The sequence below is a fragment of the Bacillus sp. FSL R9-9497 genome, from assembly GCF_038005805.1.
Lineage (GTDB): Bacteria > Bacillota > Bacilli > Bacillales > Bacillaceae_G > Bacillus_A > Bacillus_A cereus.
The window spans coordinates 1,611,488-1,627,375 of record NZ_JBBOTY010000001.1; the positions used below are offsets into that span (position 1 = coordinate 1,611,488).

Below are 15,888 nucleotides of genomic sequence, written 5' to 3' on the forward strand. Positions count from 1 at the left end.
TGCTTATTTGCTATTTGTGTTTTAGCATAAGAGGGGATCAAGATAAGCACTAACCGCTTCTATGCACCGCAGATGCTTTCTTCCATCAAAAAAAAGAAAGTTTTATAAATAATCTATCTATATAGAAAAAAATAAACCTCTCCGCAAGCAGAGAGGTTTATTCATGAAACTAAATCAAATGGCTTATTGTAATAATTTAGAAACCATTTGTGGAGTTTGGTTTGCTTGAGAAAGCATGCTGATACCAGCTTCGTTCAAGATTTTGAACTTAGTCATTTCAGACATTTCTTTCGCCATATCAGCGTCTTCGATTTGAGAAGCAGCTGAAGCCATAGAAGAAGATTGGCTCTTAAGGTTGTTTACGTTAAAGTCAAGACGGTTTAATGTAGCACCTAGAGTTGCACGGTTATCAGCAACTGTTGTTAGAGCTTTATCAATTGCTTTAACAGCTTCTAAAGCATTATCTTTTTCAGCTGCATCTGTTGCTTTAGGAAGTGTAGCACCTTTCAAAGCATCTTGAATATCTTTTACAGTATCCACAGTTGCTGTACCTGCTTTAAATGCATTAAGAGCATCATCTATTGCTGTAGCTTCTGCAGGGTCCATACTACCTTTGATTTTAGCAAAAGCATCTTTAATAGCTGTAACATCAGCATCCTTAGAATCTTTTGTTAAGTCAGCAATTCCTTTAGTAACTGCGTCAATGTCTGTTTGTTCAATTTTAGTACCACCAGCACCAGCACCAGCACCACCAGCAACAGCACCAATAGAAATTTTATCAATTCCTAATTTTTCAAGAGTAACTGCTTTTAAATTAATACCAATTTGTTGTTCAGAACTACTTGAATCAAGTGTTTGAATCTTAACTTCGCTATCTTCTTTTAATAAGTTCTTATCATTAAATTGAGTGTTGTCTGCAATGTAAGTGATTTGTTTTTGTAATTCATCAAATTCTTTTTGTAGTGCAGATTTGTTTGAATCAGTATTCGTACCGTTCGCAGATTGGTTGGCGATGTCACGCATACGAAGTAAGATGTTAGATACTGAGTTCATTGCTGAATCAGCTGTACGGATTAATGACATACCGTCTTGTGTGTTGTTAGCTGCTACGTTTAGACCGCTTTCACGTGCACGCATACGAGTTGCGATTGCAAGTCCTGCTGCATCGTCAGAAGCGTTGTTGATACGTTTACCGCTTGATAAACGATCCATAGAATTGCTCATTTTTGATTGGTTTTGACGCATGTATTCTTGCGTACGTAAACTGTTAATGTTTGTATTAATTCTCATAATTAAGAACCCCCATTTTTTTATATTGACTTTTCTGCAAATTGAAAAACGGTAATATGCGAAAAAATCAATTTCGAGATTTATTGTAATCCCTGTCATAGCGGGTGTCAACTAAAAATTCGAATTAATAAATATAAAAAAATAACAGTTTAACAATATATTCATTTTTTTATTACATAATTATTAAAAGGATTATTGCAAACTTTAAAAAAAAACTCTAATATTAGATTATCTTTGTTTACCGAAAAGGTGATATTATGATAGTTGGAAATATAGTAAAAGAAGTGCTTGCATATAAGAAAGGGCAAATTCAGCAAAGGCTAAGTAGTCCACAAGCATTCGTTAGTAGTCGTTTTCAAGAGAAGTTGCAGAGTGAACCTGCGAAGGAGACGAAGGCTACTACGCAGCCGGCAAACATAGAAGATATGAGTCAGCCGGTACAATCTACGAAAATAGAAGCGGTTGTTAATAAACCGGTAGAAACTATTAATAAAGTAGAGGAAGCGAGTAAGTCTGAAGAAAAGGCTGAAACGAAGAAAGCAGATGAGGTGCAAGTTGCGCAAAAAGAGTTTGAACGACGTTTCCCAGAAACGAAAAATGAGGCCGCTGATACGTGGGAATTAACGAAGAAGTATAATATTCAAAAAATACGTTCTTTCAATGAAGGCAAGTATGAGGATATTATTGATCGAGTAAGTCGTACATATGGAATTCCGAAAACGTTAATTCAAAAAATGATTGAAGTAGAGTCTAATTTTAATCCGAAAACGGTGTCACATGCAGGTGCGATGGGTCTTATGCAGCTTATGCCAGCGAATGTGAAAGAGATGGGTGTGAAGAATCCCTTTTCACCAGCTGAAAGTATTGAAGGTGGTGTGAAAGAGTTAAGCGGTTATTTAAAGAAAAATAACGGCGACTTAGTATTGGCACTTGCTTCTTATAATGCTGGTCCTGGCAATGTGAGAAAGTACGGAGGCGTACCGCCATTTAAAGAAACGCAAGGATATATTAAAAAAATATTAAATATCGACGTTTCAAAATAAGAAGTTTCATATATAGAGAGAACATGAAATTTTCGTGAACATGATATGGGAGTTGGCTAGATTTGAAATTACAAGATGATATTCCGTTAACAATTTATTTTGAAATCGGAAATACGAAAAAGAAAATTGAAGATCTGCTTCATATTACGAAAGGTACATTGTATCGTCTTGAAAATTCAACGAAAAATACGGTGCGTCTTATGCTTGAGAATGAAGAGATTGGAACCGGAAAGATTTTGACGAAGAATGGAAAGATGTACGTTGAAATCGTTGAATTGAAAAGGTAGGGAAGGGGATTGTCATGAGTGGCGAAAAATTAAGCCAAGAGCAAATTGATGCCCTGCTGAAGGCGGTAAATGAAGGCGAGGAAATGCCAGCTTTCGCACAAGAAGCAGGAAAGCAAGAGAAATTTCAAGAGTATGATTTTAATAGACCAGAGAAGTTCGGTGTTGAGCATTTACGTAGTTTGCAAGCGATTGCTTCTACGTTTGGGAAACAGACGTCACAGACGTTATCAGCGCGTATGCGTATTCCAATTGAACTAGAGCCTTCAACGGTTGAGCAAGTTCCATTTACGAGTGAGTATGTGGAGAAAATGCCGAAAGATTATTATTTATATTGTGTAATTGATCTCGGTTTACCAGAGCTTGGAGAAATTGTTATTGAGATTGATTTAGCATTCGTTATTTATATTCATGAATGTTGGCTTGGCGGAGATAGTAAGCGTAACTTTACGATGCGCAGACCGTTAACAGCATTTGAGTTTTTAACGCTTGATAATATATTCTTGCTTCTTTGTAAAAATTTAGAGCAATCATTTGAAAGTGTTGTTGCGATTGAACCGAAATTTGTAACGACGGAAACAGATCCGAATGCATTAAAGATTACGACAGCGAGCGATATCATTTCATTACTTAACGTAAATATGAAAACAGATTTTTGGAATACGACGGTGCGTATCGGGATTCCATTCTTATCTGTTGAAGAAATTATGGATAAGTTAACGTCTGAAAATATTGTCGAACATTCTTCAGACAAGCGTAAAAAGTATACGTCTGAAGTGGAAATGAAAGTAAATCAAGTGTACAAACCTGTTCACGTTGCGATTGGTGAGCAGAAAATGACAATGAGTGAGATTGAACAAATTGAAGAAGGCGATATTATTCCGCTTCATACGAAAGTTTCGGATGAATTACTTGGTTATGTAGATGGAAAGCATAAATTTAATTGTTTTATTGGAAAAGATGGAACGCGTAAGGCGCTCCTATTTAAAAGTTTTGTAGAGTAGGAGGATCCATATGAAGCATGAAGTATCTCCCGTGTCATTAATGGGATTAGAAGATTTTGCAGGAAAGCGAAATGAAGCAGGTAAAGCACATATTGATACTGTTTCAGATATTTCGATTGAACTTGGTGTAAAGCTTGGAAAGTCATCTATTACACTTGGTGATGTAAAGCAGTTAAAAGTTGGCGATGTTCTTGAAGTAGAGAAAAACTTAGGACATAAAGTAGATGTGTATTTAAGTAATATGAAAGTCGGCATCGGTGAAGCAATCGTAATGGACGAGAAATTCGGTATTATCATTTCTGAAATTGAAGCTGATAAGAAACAAGCGGCGCTTATGAAAGCGCAAAGTCAAATGCAAGATAAAGAGTAGAGGAGGAGTCATATGTCGTATATGACGACCTTATTTCAAGTCGTTTTACTGTTTGGTGCGCTCGGCTACGGTGCATATTATATGACGAAAAAGACGCGCAAACAGCAGTTTTTTAAGCAGGGTGAAAATGGCCATATACAAGTAAAAGACGGCGTTTATTTAAATCATCAAACGAGTGCCTTTTTATTTGAAGTGGACGGAAAGCAAGTGTTCACTGTTATTAGTAATAACGGTGTGCAGTCTGTGCAATTAACCGGAACAGGAAATCAGTTTCAACAAGCACTAGAAGACGCGGTGAAGAGTGAGACGAAAAAAGTAGAGGATCCATCATGAGAATAAAGAAACAGTTATCATTATTAGCCGTTATTTTCGTATTTTCTATCGTTTTTTCAATTATTTTTGTAAATCCAGCGTATGCAGCCCCGAACGGTTTTATTAATTTCGAAAATGGGAAAGAGTTTACGAGTAATTCAAGTGTACAACTATTTGCGCTCGTTACCCTTTTATCATTATCTTCTTCTATCGTTCTATTATTTACACATTTTACTTATTTTATGATCGTTCTAGGGATTACACGTCAAGGACTTGGGGTAATGAATTTACCACCAAACCAAGTGCTTGTTGGACTTGCATTATTTTTATCACTCTTTACGATGCAGCCTGTACTTGGGCAACTGAAGAGTGATGTGTGGGATCCGATGACGAAAGAGAAAATAACAGTAAGTCAAGCTGCGGAAACGACAGCTCCTATTATGAAAGAATATATGTCAAAGCATACGTATAAGCATGATTTAAAAATGATGCTGAAAGTACGCGGAGAAGAGTTGCCGAAAGATTTGAAAGATCTTTCACTATTTACGCTCGTACCATCCTTTACGTTAACGCAAATTCAAAAAGGTTTACTAACAGGGATGTTCATTTATTTAGCATTTGTATTTATAGATTTGATTATTAGTACACTTTTAATGTACCTCGGGATGATGATGGTACCGCCGATGATTTTAAGTTTACCGTTTAAAATACTCGTTTTCGTATATTTAGGTGGATATACAAAAATCGTCGACATTATGTTTAAAACGGTCGCCTGAAGCGTTTGATGCTATGTGATAGGAGTCATATAAATGAATACGTCACCAATTATAGATATTTTTCAAACCTTTTTTTATAAAGGGGTTATGATTTTAATGCCGGTTGCCGGCGTAAGTATGATTGTCGTTATTATCATCGCTGTCATTATGGCGATGATGCAAATTCAAGAGCAAACGCTGACGTTTTTACCGAAAATGGCGAGTATTGTCCTCGTTATTATCATTTTAGGTCCGTGGATGTTCCAAGAGTTAACGACACTTATTTTAGATTTATTTGATAAAATCCCATCGCTATTGCGTTCGTACTAAGATAGGTGAACTGAAATGAATATGGAATTATGGGCGGCAACGTTTTTTGCGTTTTGCCGCATTACTTCATTTTTATATTTTTTACCGTTTTTCTCAGGACGATCCATTCCAGCAATGGCGAAGGTTACAGTTGGACTTGCTCTTTCAATTACAGTGGCTGATCAAGTGGATGTCTCTCACATCAAGACAGTTTGGGACGTTGCAGCTTATGCAGGAACGCAAATTGTAATTGGATTATCACTTTCAAAAATTGTAGAAATGCTGTGGAACATTCCGAAAATGGCCGGGCATATTTTAGACTTTGATATCGGTTTATCACAAGCAAGTTTGTTTGATGTAAATGCGGGTTCACAGTCTACTTTACTATCAACCATTTTTGATATATTTTTTCTCATTATTTTTATTTCACTTGGCGGCATTAATTATTTCGTTGCCACGATTTTAAAGTCGTTTCAATATACAGAGGCGATTTCAAAATTGCTGACGACTAGTTTTTTAGATAGTCTACTCGCAACGCTATTATTTGCGATCACATCAGCGGTTGAAATTGCTCTTCCGCTTATGGGAAGTTTATTCATCATTAACTTTGTTCTAATTTTAATTGCAAAAAACGCTCCGCAATTAAACGTTTTTATGAATGCATACGTAATTAAAATTACATGTGGTATTTTGTTTATTGCGATGAGTGTACCGATGCTCGGTTATGTGTTTAAAAATATGACGGATGTATTACTTGAAGAATATACGAAACTATTTAACTTTTTCTTAACGAAGTAGGGGGACGCGCATGGCAAAGGATAATAAAACAGAAAAGGCCACCCCGCAGAAGCGTAAAAAATCGCGTGAAGAAGGGAATATTGCCCGGAGTAAAGATTTAAATAATTTATTTTCCATTCTCGTATTAGCAGTTGTCGTTTATTTCTTCGGAGATTGGCTAGGGTATGAGATTGCGAATTCCGTAGCGGTGCTGTTTGATCAAATTGGAAAAAATACAGATTCAACCGAGTATTTTTATTTAATGGGGATTTTATTACTGAAAGTATCGGCTCCGATATTAATACTCGTATACGCTTTTCATTTATTCAATTATATGATTCAAGTCGGGTTCCTATTTTCTTCTAAAGTCATTAAACCGAAAGCATCACGTATTAATCCGAAAAACTATTTCACGAGACTGTTTAGTCGTAAAAGTTTAGTAGATATTTTGAAATCACTGTTTTATATGGGATTAATCGGTTACGTCGCTTACGTTCTTTTTAAAAAGAATTTAGAGAAAATCGTGAGCATGATTGGATTTAACTGGACTGCGTCACTTACTGAAATTATTAGGCAAATTAAATTTATTTTCTTAGCAATTTTAATTATTTTAATTGTTCTTTCTATTATTGATTTCATTTATCAAAAATGGGAGTACGAGCAAGATATTAAGATGAAAAAAGAAGAAGTGAAACAAGAGCATAAAGATAATGAAGGGGACCCGCAAGTAAAAGGGAAACGAAAAAACTTTATGCATGCAATCTTGCAAGGAACAATTGCGAAGAAGATGGATGGCGCAACATTTATTGTAAACAACCCGACTCATATTTCGGTCGTACTTCGTTACAATAAACACGTTGATGCAGCACCAATTGTTGTTGCAAAAGGGGAAGATGAGCTCGCATTATATATACGAACGCTTGCCCGTGAACAAGAAATACCAATGGTGGAAAACCGTCCGCTTGCTCGTTCTTTATATTATCAAGTCGAGGAAGATGAGACGATTCCAGAAGATTTATACGTAGCTGTAATTGAAGTTATGCGCTATTTAATTCAGACGAATGAACTTGAAGTATAATAGCGCGTTTGGAGGAGATCTCTTTGTTTAAGATAGATTCTGCAAGAACCTATTTTTCTATCTTTTTAGCAGCGTCATTCGTAGTGGCGCTCTTAATTCCACTTCCACCATTTATACTTGATATTATTATCGTTTTTCTACTAAGTATGTCAGTGCTTATTTATATGCGAGCGACAAGTATTAACGAGTGGGATGAATTAAAGTCATTTCCAACGATGCTGTTATTAATCGGGATTTTCCGCGTATCGATTAACGTTTCGACGACGCGAGCGATTTTGACAGATGGAAATGCAGGTCATGTTATTGAAGAGTTCGGCCAGTTCGTAATTGGCGGAAACTTATTAATTGGTATCGTTATTTTTACAGTATTAATCATATTCCAGTTTATTGTTGCAAACGGTGCATCTCGTACAGCTGAAGTAGCAGCTCGTTTTACACTTGATTCTTTACCAGGGAAACAAATGTCTATCGATGCTGATTTAAACCAGCGTATTATTTCAGAAAAAGATGCACAAGCAAAACGAAAAAAATTAAATATGGAAACAGAGTTTTATGGGGCGATGGATGGTGCCGGAAAGTTCATTAAAGGGGACGTTATTTTCGGGATTGTCATTTTATTCGTAAACATTATTTTCGGTTTAATTGTCGGAATGATGCAGCAAGGGATGAGCTTTGCAGATGCGGCTCTTCATTATACACAGTTAACTGTCGGTGACGGAATCGTAAACCAAATTGGATCGCTAATGCTTGCAATTTCAACAGGTATTATCGTAACGCGTGTATTTGACGGCTCACCAGATACAGTAACAGAAGGTATCTTTAAAGAGTTATTAGCGCATGAAGTCGTTGTATATGCGCTCGGTGGTTTATTTATCGCAATGGGTATTTTTACTCCGCTACCGTTTCTACCATTCGCACTCGTTGGCGGAACAATTATCTTCTTAGGAATTCGTAATAAAAATCGAATAAAGAAAGAAAAAGAAGACGAGCTTCAAAAAGAAATAGAAATGATCCAAGGCGAAGATGAGCAACTGCAACAAGTAGAAGATTCATTTGGAGTATTTACGGATAAATATCCAATTATAGTAGAACTCGGTTTAGATTTAGCAGCACTTGTAAAGCAGAAAATTAACGGGGAAACAGCTCGTGATAAAGTTGTTCTTATGAGGAAGTCGATTATTACTGACCTCGGTATTAACGTTCCTGGAATTAACTTTAAAGATAATACGAGTTTTAGACCACGCGGACGTTACATTATTCGAATTAAAGGTGCGAAGGCGGCTGAAGGTGTTTTAAAATCAGGTTATTTATTAGCACTGAAAACACCAAACGTAATGGCTGATTTAGATGCAGAGCCAGCGAAAGATCCAATTTTCGGTGAAGATGGATATTGGATTTTAGAGCATATGGTGCAAGATGCACAAATGAAAGGCTATCAAGTGTTAGAGCCACTTAGCATATTAATTACACATTTAGATGTTGTCGTTAGACGTAATCTTCATGAATTAATTCAGCGCCAACATGTAAAAGACTTAATTAACTCGCTTGAAAATGATAATGGCGTTCTATTAGAAGAGATTAAGAAAAAAGAAATTGATTTATCACTCGTTCAAAATGTTATTAAACAACTTCTAAAAGAAGGTATTTCTATTCGTGATTTACCAACAATTATTGAAGGTATTATTGACGGCAAAGAAATTTATCAAAACCACGTGGATGGTGTAACATCATTTGTTCGTGAATGTATTTCAAAAGTTATTTGTGAAAATGCAAAAAATCCAGACGGAAAAATATATGCAGCGCTCTTCTCTGATTCAATTGAGTTAGATGCTGATGTTGTGAATAATTCATATCAAGGTTACTTATTAAACTGGGATTTAGATTTAGAAACACGTGTCGTTGAGCAAGTGCAGCGCGTCTTTAAACAAGCACGTTTAATGGGAAGAGAACCAGTGTTATTAACACGTAGAAAAGATTTTAGATTTGCGATTGTAAGACTGCTAGAACGTTATCAAGTGGAAGCACAAGTACTTTGTATTAGCGAATTAGCACCAGAAATTGTTGTGGATCAAATTGCCTATATTGAATAGTAGGGGGTGAAGTAATGGAAAGTACAGAAAAGAAAGAAGCGTTAATGCGAATAAAAGCAGCTTCGAAAAATGAATTGTATCGAAAGTTATTTGACCAATATGGTACAGATTATTATTACGTTGTCGATGAAAGTGTAAAACGAAATATACCGTTTTTTTGGAAAAAGGATTATGAAATGTTAGTTGCTTTTCCAGAAGAAAAACAGGAAGAAGTGAATGAAGGTACAGCTCAATTTCATGAACAGTTAATGGATGTTGTGAATGATCCTTCAGAACAAATTGTGAAGGCGAATGGAATTCAATCAGTACTGCACAATTTAGAAAACGTAACGACTTCTATGTCATACGCGGCGATGCAAACAGGAAATAGTGAAGAATGGGCAAGAAAAAAAGAGAAACTATTAAAGCTGTTTGAAAAAGGAATCGTCGTTGTGAAACCGATGAAAGAAACGGAAGTAACGAAAAAGAAAAAAGTTGTGAAACAAGTCGTTCCGGTAAAGAAAGAAGAAGTAGTTCCAAAGAAAGAAAATCAAGAATCTGTACCGTTTATTATTCAAAAAGTAATTCGGATGCTAGAACAAAACGATGTGGAACAATATTTCATTCATGCATATGCTGAAAAGTTAAAAATAAAGTTTGAAAATGCAACGATGATTACGGAAGAAGAAGTTATCAGGTACATATTGGAAGATATGAAATCTCATTTTAATACGGAAAACGTCTTTGAAAAAGAAGTACAAACAATTGCATTAATAGGTCCAACTGGCGTTGGTAAAACGACGACACTTGCGAAAATGGCATGGCAATTTCACGGTAAGAAAAAAACAGTTGGTTTTATAACGACCGATCATTCGCGCATAGGGACAGTGCAGCAATTGCAAGATAACGTAAAGACAATTGGATCTGAAGTAATTGCTGTGCGTGATGAAGCTGCAATGACAAGAGCGCTTACGTATTTTAAAGAAGAAGCACGCGTTGATTATATTTTAATTGATACAGCCGGAAAAAATTATCGTACGTCAGAAACAGTGGAAGAAATGATTGAAACGATGGGACAAGTAGAACCAGATTATATTTGTTTAACGTTATCAGCTTCAATGAAAAGTAAAGATATGATTGAAATTATTACAAACTTTAAAGATATTCATATAGATGGTATTGTGTTTACGAAATTTGATGAAACAGCAAGTAGTGGCGAATTGTTGAAAATTCCAGCAGTATCATCAGCTCCTATTGTATTAATGACAGATGGCCAAGACATAAAGAAAAATATACATATCGCTACAGCTGAACATTTAGCAAAACAAATGTTACAAACATCGTAGAAAAGAGGTGAAGAATAAGGCGCTTGCCTTATTCAAACGAATATGAACGGTCTTTATATAGGTTCTATGGGCATGATGAATTACATGCAGCGCATTAATGTTCATTCGAATAACGTTGCAAATGCTCAAACTACAGGATTTAAAGCAGAAAATATGACGTCTAAAGTATTTGATGTACAAGACACATATCGCCGCGGAGATGGGGCGGTAACAAATATCGGTTCGGTCGATTACGCTGTAGTACCAGCTGCAACGCATGTGAATTTAGTACAAGGAAATATACAAATGACAAATAGCGCTACAGATTTCTTTTTAGATGACGGCGCGGCCGGCACAACATCATTTTTTGTTACTTCTAAAAATGATGAAACGTTTTTAACGAGAGATGGTAGTTTCACATTAAATAGTGATCGATATTTACAAACATCTTCAGGTGCTTTCGTAATGGGAGAGAATAATGAGCGTATTCGTATTCCAGAAGGAGCAAAGGTTGCTGTACAAGCAGACGGTACATTATATGATGAAGTAACACAAAATAATATTGGTCGTTTGCAAACAAAAACAGTAGATGCAGAAACGAATGCACGTCTCGTGCAACGTGAAAACAAAAGCTTTACACTAGCAGAAGGAAACATTGCTAATTTACCGAACGGAACAGGAATAGTAAAAAATCATATGCTAGAAAATTCAAATGTAGATATGACGAAAGAGATGGCAGATCTTATGACAGATCAAAAGATGATTCAAGCATCACAGCGTGTTATGACGTCATTTGATAAAATTTATGAAAAAGAAGCGAATGAAATATTGAGATAGTGGACTCCTAATAAAGGAGTCTTTTATTAATTTAAAATTTCAGAATTATCAATTGACTTTATGAAGTTTCTTTTTTATATTAGTAGGTATAACTATAACTACTAAAGAGGTGAGAGTATGACAACGGCATTATATTTAGAAGATGCATACAAAACGAGTTGCGAAACAGAAGTGATAAGAGTAGAAGGGAATAAAGTATTTGTAAAAGAAACAGTTTTTTATCCAACTGGTGGAGGACAGGAATGTGATACGGGTGTCATTGTACAAGATGGGTCTGTATTTGAAGTTGAAAAAGTAAAGAAGGAGCAAGGAGAAATAGTTCACTATATAAAAGATGAAGCTCAAGTAAAGTTAGGTCCAGTTAAATTAGAGATAAATTGGGAAAGACGTCATAATTTAATGCGTCATCACTCTTTACTGCATCTTATCGGAGCTGTTGTTTATGAAAAGTATGGAGCTCTATGCACCGGAAATCAAATTTATCCTGATAAAGCACGTATCGACTTTAATGAGTTACAAGAGTTATCGAGCGTGGAAGTAGAAGAAATTGTTGAGGAAGTGAATAAACTTATTAAGCAAAATAAAGAAATTTCCACTCGTTATATGAGCCGCGAAGAAGCAGAAAATGCTGTAGGAATGATTAAAACAGCAATAAATCTCCTGCCAACTACTATCCAAGAAATCCGCATTGTTACAATTGAAAATTTAGACGAACAAGCTTGTGGAGGCACACATGTGAAAAATACGAGTGAAATAGGAACACTTGTTATTGATAAAGTAAAAAGTAAAGGGAAGCAAAATCGTCGTTTTGAAGTAAGAGCGATTTAGATTGTGAGGGGTTACCGATGGATGAAATTATAAAGGAATTACAAAAGTTAGGATTTTCCCAATATGAATGTAAAGCGTATATTGGATTGTTAAAACATTCCCCAGTAACAGGCTATGAAGTAAGTAAACAAACAGGAGTACCTCGTTCTATGATTTACGAGGTACTCGGTAAGTTAATGGATAAAGGAGCGGTGCATATTGTACCTTCTGAACCAGTTAAATATGTACCAGTACCAGCTACCGAATTAATGAATCGAATGCGAAAAGACTTTGAAAAGTCCTTTGAATTTTTAGATGAGAAATTAAATTGTTTAGAACAAGAGCGACAAATAGATGTAATTTCGCATATTCGTTCAAATGATCGTGTTTTGAAAGAAATATGCAATATAATTAGTAGAGCTAAGGAAGAGTTATGGGTTTCTGTATGGGAAGAACAAGTGCATGAAATTGAACCATACATTCATCAAAAGGAAGAGGAAGGCGTACATATATTTTCAATCTTATTTGGAGCTCCAGAAACAAAAATAGGAGCGACGTTTCATCATAATTATATGACGCCCCACGTTGTTGAAAAGAGAATGGGTGGTCATTTAACTGTTATTGCTCGTGATGGAGAGGAAGTATTAATTGCGAACTTCTCAAATGATAGCACTTCATGGGCCGTTACAACGTATGACCCAGCGCTAGTTCTCGTTGCTACAGAGTATGTGCGGCACGATATTATGGTTGAAGAAATCACAAAGGAATTTGGAGCTGATAAGTTAGATACGTTATGGCGTGAAAATATAGATTTAGTTCATGTCGTAACAGGAAAACGAACTTTAGAAGGAATGGAGGATGATAGAGATGAGTAAAGCTCAGGCACATGTAGCTTTGCAGAGTGACGATACATTTCAGCAAGGAGTAAAAGATTGTTTACCAACTGTATTTGGTTACTTGAGCATCGGTATAGCAGCTGGTGTAATTGCAAAAACAGCTGGTTTCTCCATCATTGAAATTGCGTTTATGTCCACTTTAATTTATGCAGGTTCTGCCCAATTTATATTAGCTGGTATGTATGCAGCTGGTGCTCCTGCTTCCGCAATTATTTTTACTGTATTTTTTGTTAACTTGCGCCACCTTCTTATGAGTGCTGCACTTGCACCATACTTTATGAAACTGCCTCTATTTAAAAACTTACTAATCGGTTCTCAAATTACAGATGAAACGTTCGGTGTTGCAGTGCAGCATGCAGCGCAAAAAGGATATTTAGGCGAAAGATGGATGATTGGGCTAAATGTAACGGCTTATTTAAACTGGATTCTTGCTACTATTATCGGCGGGCTATTTGGTGAGTGGATACCAGATCCACATACATACGGGATGGATTATGCATTACCAGCAATGTTTATCGGATTATTTGTACTTCAGCTCATAAGTAGTAAACCGAAACTAGCAATTCATTTAAGTGTTGCAATTGTAGCGATTATTATCGCATACGTTTCACACCTATTTATGCCAGATAGTATAGCGGTTATTATCGCAACCTTACTAGCTGCGACGATTGGAGTGTTGATTGAAAAATGGAAATGAGATTAGATGTATTATTACTTTTACTAGCAGCAGGAGCTGTTACAATCGTGCCACGTATTTTACCTCTACTCGTATTTAGCAAACTACAAATTCCTGACTGGGGTTTAAAATGGTTAAATTACATACCAATTGCGATATTAGCAGCGCTTTTAGCACAAGTTTTATTTATGCATGAAACGATGCAGTGGGATTATCTTATTGCAGCAATTCCAACATTTCTTGTAGCGATATATACTCGTAGTTTATTAGGTACAGTATTAACGGGAGTGATTGTGATTATTTTGTTACGTTTCCTTTTCTAAAAAGGATTACACTCATATCATAGCGAAAAGTGTAATAACATGAAAAATATAGGGGTGGTGTTATGATACTTTTAACGATAGGAGCAATTTTGTTAACGTTATTTATTTTCTTTATTATCGGCTTTATTACGTTTATGATGTTTGTTGATAAGGCGACACCTCAAATATATTATACACCTTGTGAATCAGTGACAGTGAAAACTAAAGGTAAACATAGAAGGAAGAAAAGTTGAACGTTAGCTTTTCTTCCTTCTTCTATTACATCCCGGAAAGAACTAACAACAATAATCCAAATAAAAAACTAGTCAAGGAAAGAAAACCGATACATATGGAGAATACACGATTATTTCCCCATTCACGCCAGAAAGTTATAAAACCTAAAATACAAAGGAAAAACCAAATGGGTAGGAATAGGAACTCACTAATTTTCTCGGGAAGTAACGAATAAAAAGTTATTACATATAAGATCCAATTAGTAAAAAATAAAAGGCAAACGATAATAGATTGTAAGTAGGGGCGGTTGAAAAATCCTCCTTTTTTTACGGTTATAAAAATGATAGTTAGCGCTGAGATAAAGGCAATGAGTATGAAAACAAGTAAGAGTAATGTCAGCGTCATTTTGAGTCTCCTGTATAAGATTGTTTTTATCACGTATGGGCAGTAAGACCCACACCTTAAAACTCAACGTAAGAAAAGAGATTAGGTGGGGGATGAACCCCCCCCCCACTGATTGAAGTTTCACTTTACAAGAAATGAATCTATTAAATTGTATGCTTGTTTTGTAGAGTGCCCGTTATATTTTTCAGTGTACGGATTTAGAAATCCATGTTCACCGTGTAGTTGTTTTATTTCTAATAAAGGATTCTTTTGTTGCTGCAATGTGTGAATTAAAGAGGATACTGAAAAACTAGCCTCTTTTTCAGGGAATATAAGTAATGTAGAGCATGTAGGCTTTATGTGAACATAGTCGCGTATACGAGAACCGTAACATCCGATAATAAAATCTATTTTCGGATTGTTACTACATAGCCATGAGATGGTAGCTCCAACACTAAAGCCGATAAGTCCAATATGTGTATAACTACTAGAAAGATGGGAAATGAATTCTTCAATTTGCTTTTTTCCATCATCAAATCCAATATGATTTACAAAATGTTCATATGCTTTTTCTTCATCACGATAATGAAATGCGTGTTGTGATTGTAGAAGATTAGGACAGAATACATCTATATGAGATGAAGTAAAGTGCTGGGTAACGTGATGCATATGGTCGTTCACACCATATATTTCATGAACAATAACGAGAGCTACTTTTTTCTTCATAGTTATAAATCGCCTCTATGAAACTTAAATTCTTTCTCAACAAGGCAAATACGCAGGTGGAAGTTTTCATACCAGTGCTCACGACCTCTTTTTTTCGCTTCTTTATGTAAGGTGTTCTTTTTCCAATTTTCAATTGCATCAAGTGATTCCCAATAAGAAATTGTTATTCCGAGCCCAGAATTACCTCGTGCACTTTCTACACCTAAAAATCCAGGTTGTTGCTTTGCGAGTTTTTCCATTTCTTCGGCAACGGTATTATAGTCAGTTGTATCATTTGATAAATTAGAAGTGAATATAACTGCATAATAAGGCTTGTTTTTTTCTAAATTAGATGCCATTATTTTTCCCCCTTAATGTATAGTACGAATAATTAATCCATAGTTTGTATTTTAGCAGGTCACAAAAAGAAA

21 protein-coding genes are annotated in these 15,888 nt (G+C 35.7%); 17 read left to right on the plus strand and 4 right to left on the minus strand.

Annotation, left to right across the window (positions count from 1 at the left end; translation table 11 throughout):
- Positions 1 to 183: 183 nt before the first annotated feature.
- Entirely contained in the window at positions 184 to 1,290 is a 1,107-nt protein-coding gene (locus MKY21_RS08405) for a flagellin N-terminal helical domain-containing protein (RefSeq protein WP_088867714.1), read from the minus strand.
- A gap of 257 nt (positions 1,291 to 1,547) precedes the next feature.
- On the opposite strand from MKY21_RS08405, the gene MKY21_RS08410 reads away from it, so the two are divergent.
- The 17 genes from MKY21_RS08410 to MKY21_RS08490 all read left to right on the plus strand — a co-directional run bounded on the left by MKY21_RS08410 (position 1,548) and on the right by MKY21_RS08490 (position 14,388).
- Positions 1,548 to 2,333: a lytic transglycosylase domain-containing protein gene (locus tag MKY21_RS08410; protein WP_341075904.1), complete on the plus strand. Its 786-nt coding sequence runs from the start codon at positions 1,548 to 1,550 to the stop codon at positions 2,331 to 2,333.
- A 62-nt stretch (positions 2,334 to 2,395) separates the two neighbouring features.
- The gene (locus MKY21_RS08415) at positions 2,396 to 2,620 is read left to right on the plus strand and encodes a flagellar motor switch protein FliN (protein WP_000775712.1); all 225 of its coding nucleotides are present in this window, start codon (positions 2,396 to 2,398) and stop codon (positions 2,618 to 2,620) included.
- Positions 2,621 to 2,634: 14 nt separating this feature from the next.
- Positions 2,635 to 3,621: a flagellar motor switch protein FliM gene (gene fliM / locus MKY21_RS08420; RefSeq protein ID WP_000012356.1), complete on the plus strand. Its 987-nt coding sequence runs from the start codon at positions 2,635 to 2,637 to the stop codon at positions 3,619 to 3,621.
- Positions 3,622 to 3,631: 10 nt separating this feature from the next.
- On the plus strand, positions 3,632 to 3,991 hold the full coding sequence (fliN, locus tag MKY21_RS08425) for a flagellar motor switch protein FliN (RefSeq protein WP_000680010.1): 360 nt from the start codon (positions 3,632 to 3,634) through the stop codon (positions 3,989 to 3,991).
- Between the two features lie 12 nt (positions 3,992 to 4,003).
- A complete protein-coding gene (locus tag MKY21_RS08430; RefSeq protein ID WP_000121176.1) occupies positions 4,004 to 4,324 on the plus strand; it encodes a hypothetical protein in 321 nt (106 codons plus the stop codon).
- The gene (locus tag MKY21_RS08435; RefSeq protein ID WP_001220582.1) at positions 4,321 to 5,079 is read left to right on the plus strand and encodes a flagellar type III secretion system pore protein FliP; all 759 of its coding nucleotides are present in this window, start codon (positions 4,321 to 4,323) and stop codon (positions 5,077 to 5,079) included. Before MKY21_RS08430 ends, MKY21_RS08435 begins: the two co-directional genes overlap by 4 nt.
- 33 nt (positions 5,080 to 5,112) lie before the next feature.
- A complete protein-coding gene (locus MKY21_RS08440; protein WP_001098085.1) occupies positions 5,113 to 5,388 on the plus strand; it encodes a flagellar biosynthetic protein FliQ in 276 nt (91 codons plus the stop codon).
- A 15-nt stretch (positions 5,389 to 5,403) separates the two neighbouring features.
- Positions 5,404 to 6,165, plus strand: a complete 762-nt coding sequence (locus tag MKY21_RS08445) for a flagellar biosynthetic protein FliR (protein WP_001055718.1) — start codon at positions 5,404 to 5,406, stop codon at positions 6,163 to 6,165.
- Between the two features lie 10 nt (positions 6,166 to 6,175).
- Entirely contained in the window at positions 6,176 to 7,222 is a 1,047-nt protein-coding gene (flhB, locus tag MKY21_RS08450) for a flagellar type III secretion system protein FlhB (protein ID WP_001040114.1), read from the plus strand.
- Between the two features lie 23 nt (positions 7,223 to 7,245).
- Positions 7,246 to 9,312 (plus strand): flagellar biosynthesis protein FlhA, encoded by a 2,067-nt coding sequence (gene flhA, locus MKY21_RS08455; RefSeq protein ID WP_000472534.1) that lies wholly within the window; start codon positions 7,246 to 7,248, stop codon positions 9,310 to 9,312.
- Between the two features lie 14 nt (positions 9,313 to 9,326).
- Complete coding sequence (gene flhF, locus MKY21_RS08460) at positions 9,327 to 10,637, plus strand: flagellar biosynthesis protein FlhF (RefSeq protein WP_025967105.1); 1,311 nt, start codon at positions 9,327 to 9,329, stop codon at positions 10,635 to 10,637.
- A gap of 42 nt (positions 10,638 to 10,679) precedes the next feature.
- Positions 10,680 to 11,453: a flagellar basal-body rod protein FlgG gene (locus tag MKY21_RS08465; RefSeq protein WP_001013935.1), complete on the plus strand. Its 774-nt coding sequence runs from the start codon at positions 10,680 to 10,682 to the stop codon at positions 11,451 to 11,453.
- Between the two features lie 117 nt (positions 11,454 to 11,570).
- Complete coding sequence (locus tag MKY21_RS08470; RefSeq protein WP_000205398.1) at positions 11,571 to 12,281, plus strand: alanyl-tRNA editing protein; 711 nt, start codon at positions 11,571 to 11,573, stop codon at positions 12,279 to 12,281.
- Between the two features lie 17 nt (positions 12,282 to 12,298).
- Positions 12,299 to 13,135, plus strand: coding sequence for a TrmB family transcriptional regulator (locus MKY21_RS08475; RefSeq protein WP_000343362.1), 837 nt, complete (start codon positions 12,299 to 12,301; stop codon positions 13,133 to 13,135).
- On the plus strand, positions 13,128 to 13,853 hold the full coding sequence (locus tag MKY21_RS08480; protein ID WP_000030474.1) for an AzlC family ABC transporter permease: 726 nt from the start codon (positions 13,128 to 13,130) through the stop codon (positions 13,851 to 13,853). The genes MKY21_RS08475 and MKY21_RS08480 overlap by 8 nt, the downstream gene beginning before the upstream one ends.
- The gene (locus MKY21_RS08485; protein WP_000425938.1) at positions 13,844 to 14,155 is read left to right on the plus strand and encodes an AzlD domain-containing protein; all 312 of its coding nucleotides are present in this window, start codon (positions 13,844 to 13,846) and stop codon (positions 14,153 to 14,155) included. The genes MKY21_RS08480 and MKY21_RS08485 overlap by 10 nt, the downstream gene beginning before the upstream one ends.
- 62 nt (positions 14,156 to 14,217) lie before the next feature.
- Positions 14,218 to 14,388 carry a DUF3951 domain-containing protein gene (locus MKY21_RS08490; protein WP_000602236.1) on the plus strand — a complete coding sequence of 57 codons (171 nt, stop codon included), beginning with the start codon at positions 14,218 to 14,220 and terminating at the stop codon, positions 14,386 to 14,388.
- Positions 14,389 to 14,413: 25 nt separating this feature from the next.
- Here the strand turns inward: MKY21_RS08490 and MKY21_RS08495 are convergent, their stop codons facing one another.
- The 3 genes from MKY21_RS08495 to MKY21_RS08505 all read right to left on the minus strand — a co-directional run bounded on the left by MKY21_RS08495 (position 14,414) and on the right by MKY21_RS08505 (position 15,816).
- Complete coding sequence (locus MKY21_RS08495) at positions 14,414 to 14,773, minus strand: hypothetical protein (RefSeq protein WP_044584281.1); 360 nt, start codon at positions 14,771 to 14,773, stop codon at positions 14,414 to 14,416.
- A gap of 120 nt (positions 14,774 to 14,893) precedes the next feature.
- Positions 14,894 to 15,478, minus strand: coding sequence for a dienelactone hydrolase family protein (locus MKY21_RS08500; protein ID WP_341075909.1), 585 nt, complete (start codon positions 15,476 to 15,478; stop codon positions 14,894 to 14,896).
- A 2-nt stretch (positions 15,479 to 15,480) separates the two neighbouring features.
- Positions 15,481 to 15,816 (minus strand): antibiotic biosynthesis monooxygenase family protein, encoded by a 336-nt coding sequence (locus MKY21_RS08505; RefSeq protein ID WP_000157878.1) that lies wholly within the window; start codon positions 15,814 to 15,816, stop codon positions 15,481 to 15,483.
- Positions 15,817 to 15,888 lie beyond the last annotated feature (72 nt).

Excerpts from the sequence above, each read along its gene's own strand:
- MKY21_RS08435 (WP_001220582.1), top strand. The coding sequence starts at position 4,321 with ATGAGAATAAAGAAACAGTTATCATTATTAGCCGTTATTTTCGTATTT.
- MKY21_RS08475 (WP_000343362.1), top strand. The coding sequence starts at position 12,299 with ATGGATGAAATTATAAAGGAATTACAAAAGTTAGGATTTTCCCAATAT.
- MKY21_RS08470 (WP_000205398.1), top strand. The coding sequence starts at position 11,571 with ATGACAACGGCATTATATTTAGAAGATGCATACAAAACGAGTTGCGAA.
- MKY21_RS08405 (WP_088867714.1), bottom strand. The coding sequence starts at position 1,290 with ATGAGAATTAATACAAACATTAACAGTTTACGTACGCAAGAATACATG.
- MKY21_RS08500 (WP_341075909.1), bottom strand. The coding sequence starts at position 15,478 with ATGAAGAAAAAAGTAGCTCTCGTTATTGTTCATGAAATATATGGTGTG.
- MKY21_RS08505 (WP_000157878.1), bottom strand. The coding sequence starts at position 15,816 with ATGGCATCTAATTTAGAAAAAAACAAGCCTTATTATGCAGTTATATTC.
- MKY21_RS08495 (WP_044584281.1), bottom strand. The coding sequence starts at position 14,773 with ATGACGCTGACATTACTCTTACTTGTTTTCATACTCATTGCCTTTATC.
- MKY21_RS08490 (WP_000602236.1), top strand. The coding sequence starts at position 14,218 with ATGATACTTTTAACGATAGGAGCAATTTTGTTAACGTTATTTATTTTC.
- MKY21_RS08485 (WP_000425938.1), top strand. The coding sequence starts at position 13,844 with ATGGAAATGAGATTAGATGTATTATTACTTTTACTAGCAGCAGGAGCT.
- fliN (WP_000680010.1), top strand. The coding sequence starts at position 3,632 with ATGAAGCATGAAGTATCTCCCGTGTCATTAATGGGATTAGAAGATTTT.
- MKY21_RS08465 (WP_001013935.1), top strand. The coding sequence starts at position 10,680 with ATGAACGGTCTTTATATAGGTTCTATGGGCATGATGAATTACATGCAG.
- MKY21_RS08445 (WP_001055718.1), top strand. The coding sequence starts at position 5,404 with ATGAATATGGAATTATGGGCGGCAACGTTTTTTGCGTTTTGCCGCATT.
- flhB (WP_001040114.1), top strand. The coding sequence starts at position 6,176 with ATGGCAAAGGATAATAAAACAGAAAAGGCCACCCCGCAGAAGCGTAAA.
- MKY21_RS08440 (WP_001098085.1), top strand. The coding sequence starts at position 5,113 with ATGAATACGTCACCAATTATAGATATTTTTCAAACCTTTTTTTATAAA.
- flhF (WP_025967105.1), top strand. The coding sequence starts at position 9,327 with ATGGAAAGTACAGAAAAGAAAGAAGCGTTAATGCGAATAAAAGCAGCT.
- MKY21_RS08410 (WP_341075904.1), top strand. The coding sequence starts at position 1,548 with ATGATAGTTGGAAATATAGTAAAAGAAGTGCTTGCATATAAGAAAGGG.
- MKY21_RS08430 (WP_000121176.1), top strand. The coding sequence starts at position 4,004 with ATGTCGTATATGACGACCTTATTTCAAGTCGTTTTACTGTTTGGTGCG.
- fliM (WP_000012356.1), top strand. The coding sequence starts at position 2,635 with ATGAGTGGCGAAAAATTAAGCCAAGAGCAAATTGATGCCCTGCTGAAG.
- MKY21_RS08480 (WP_000030474.1), top strand. The coding sequence starts at position 13,128 with ATGAGTAAAGCTCAGGCACATGTAGCTTTGCAGAGTGACGATACATTT.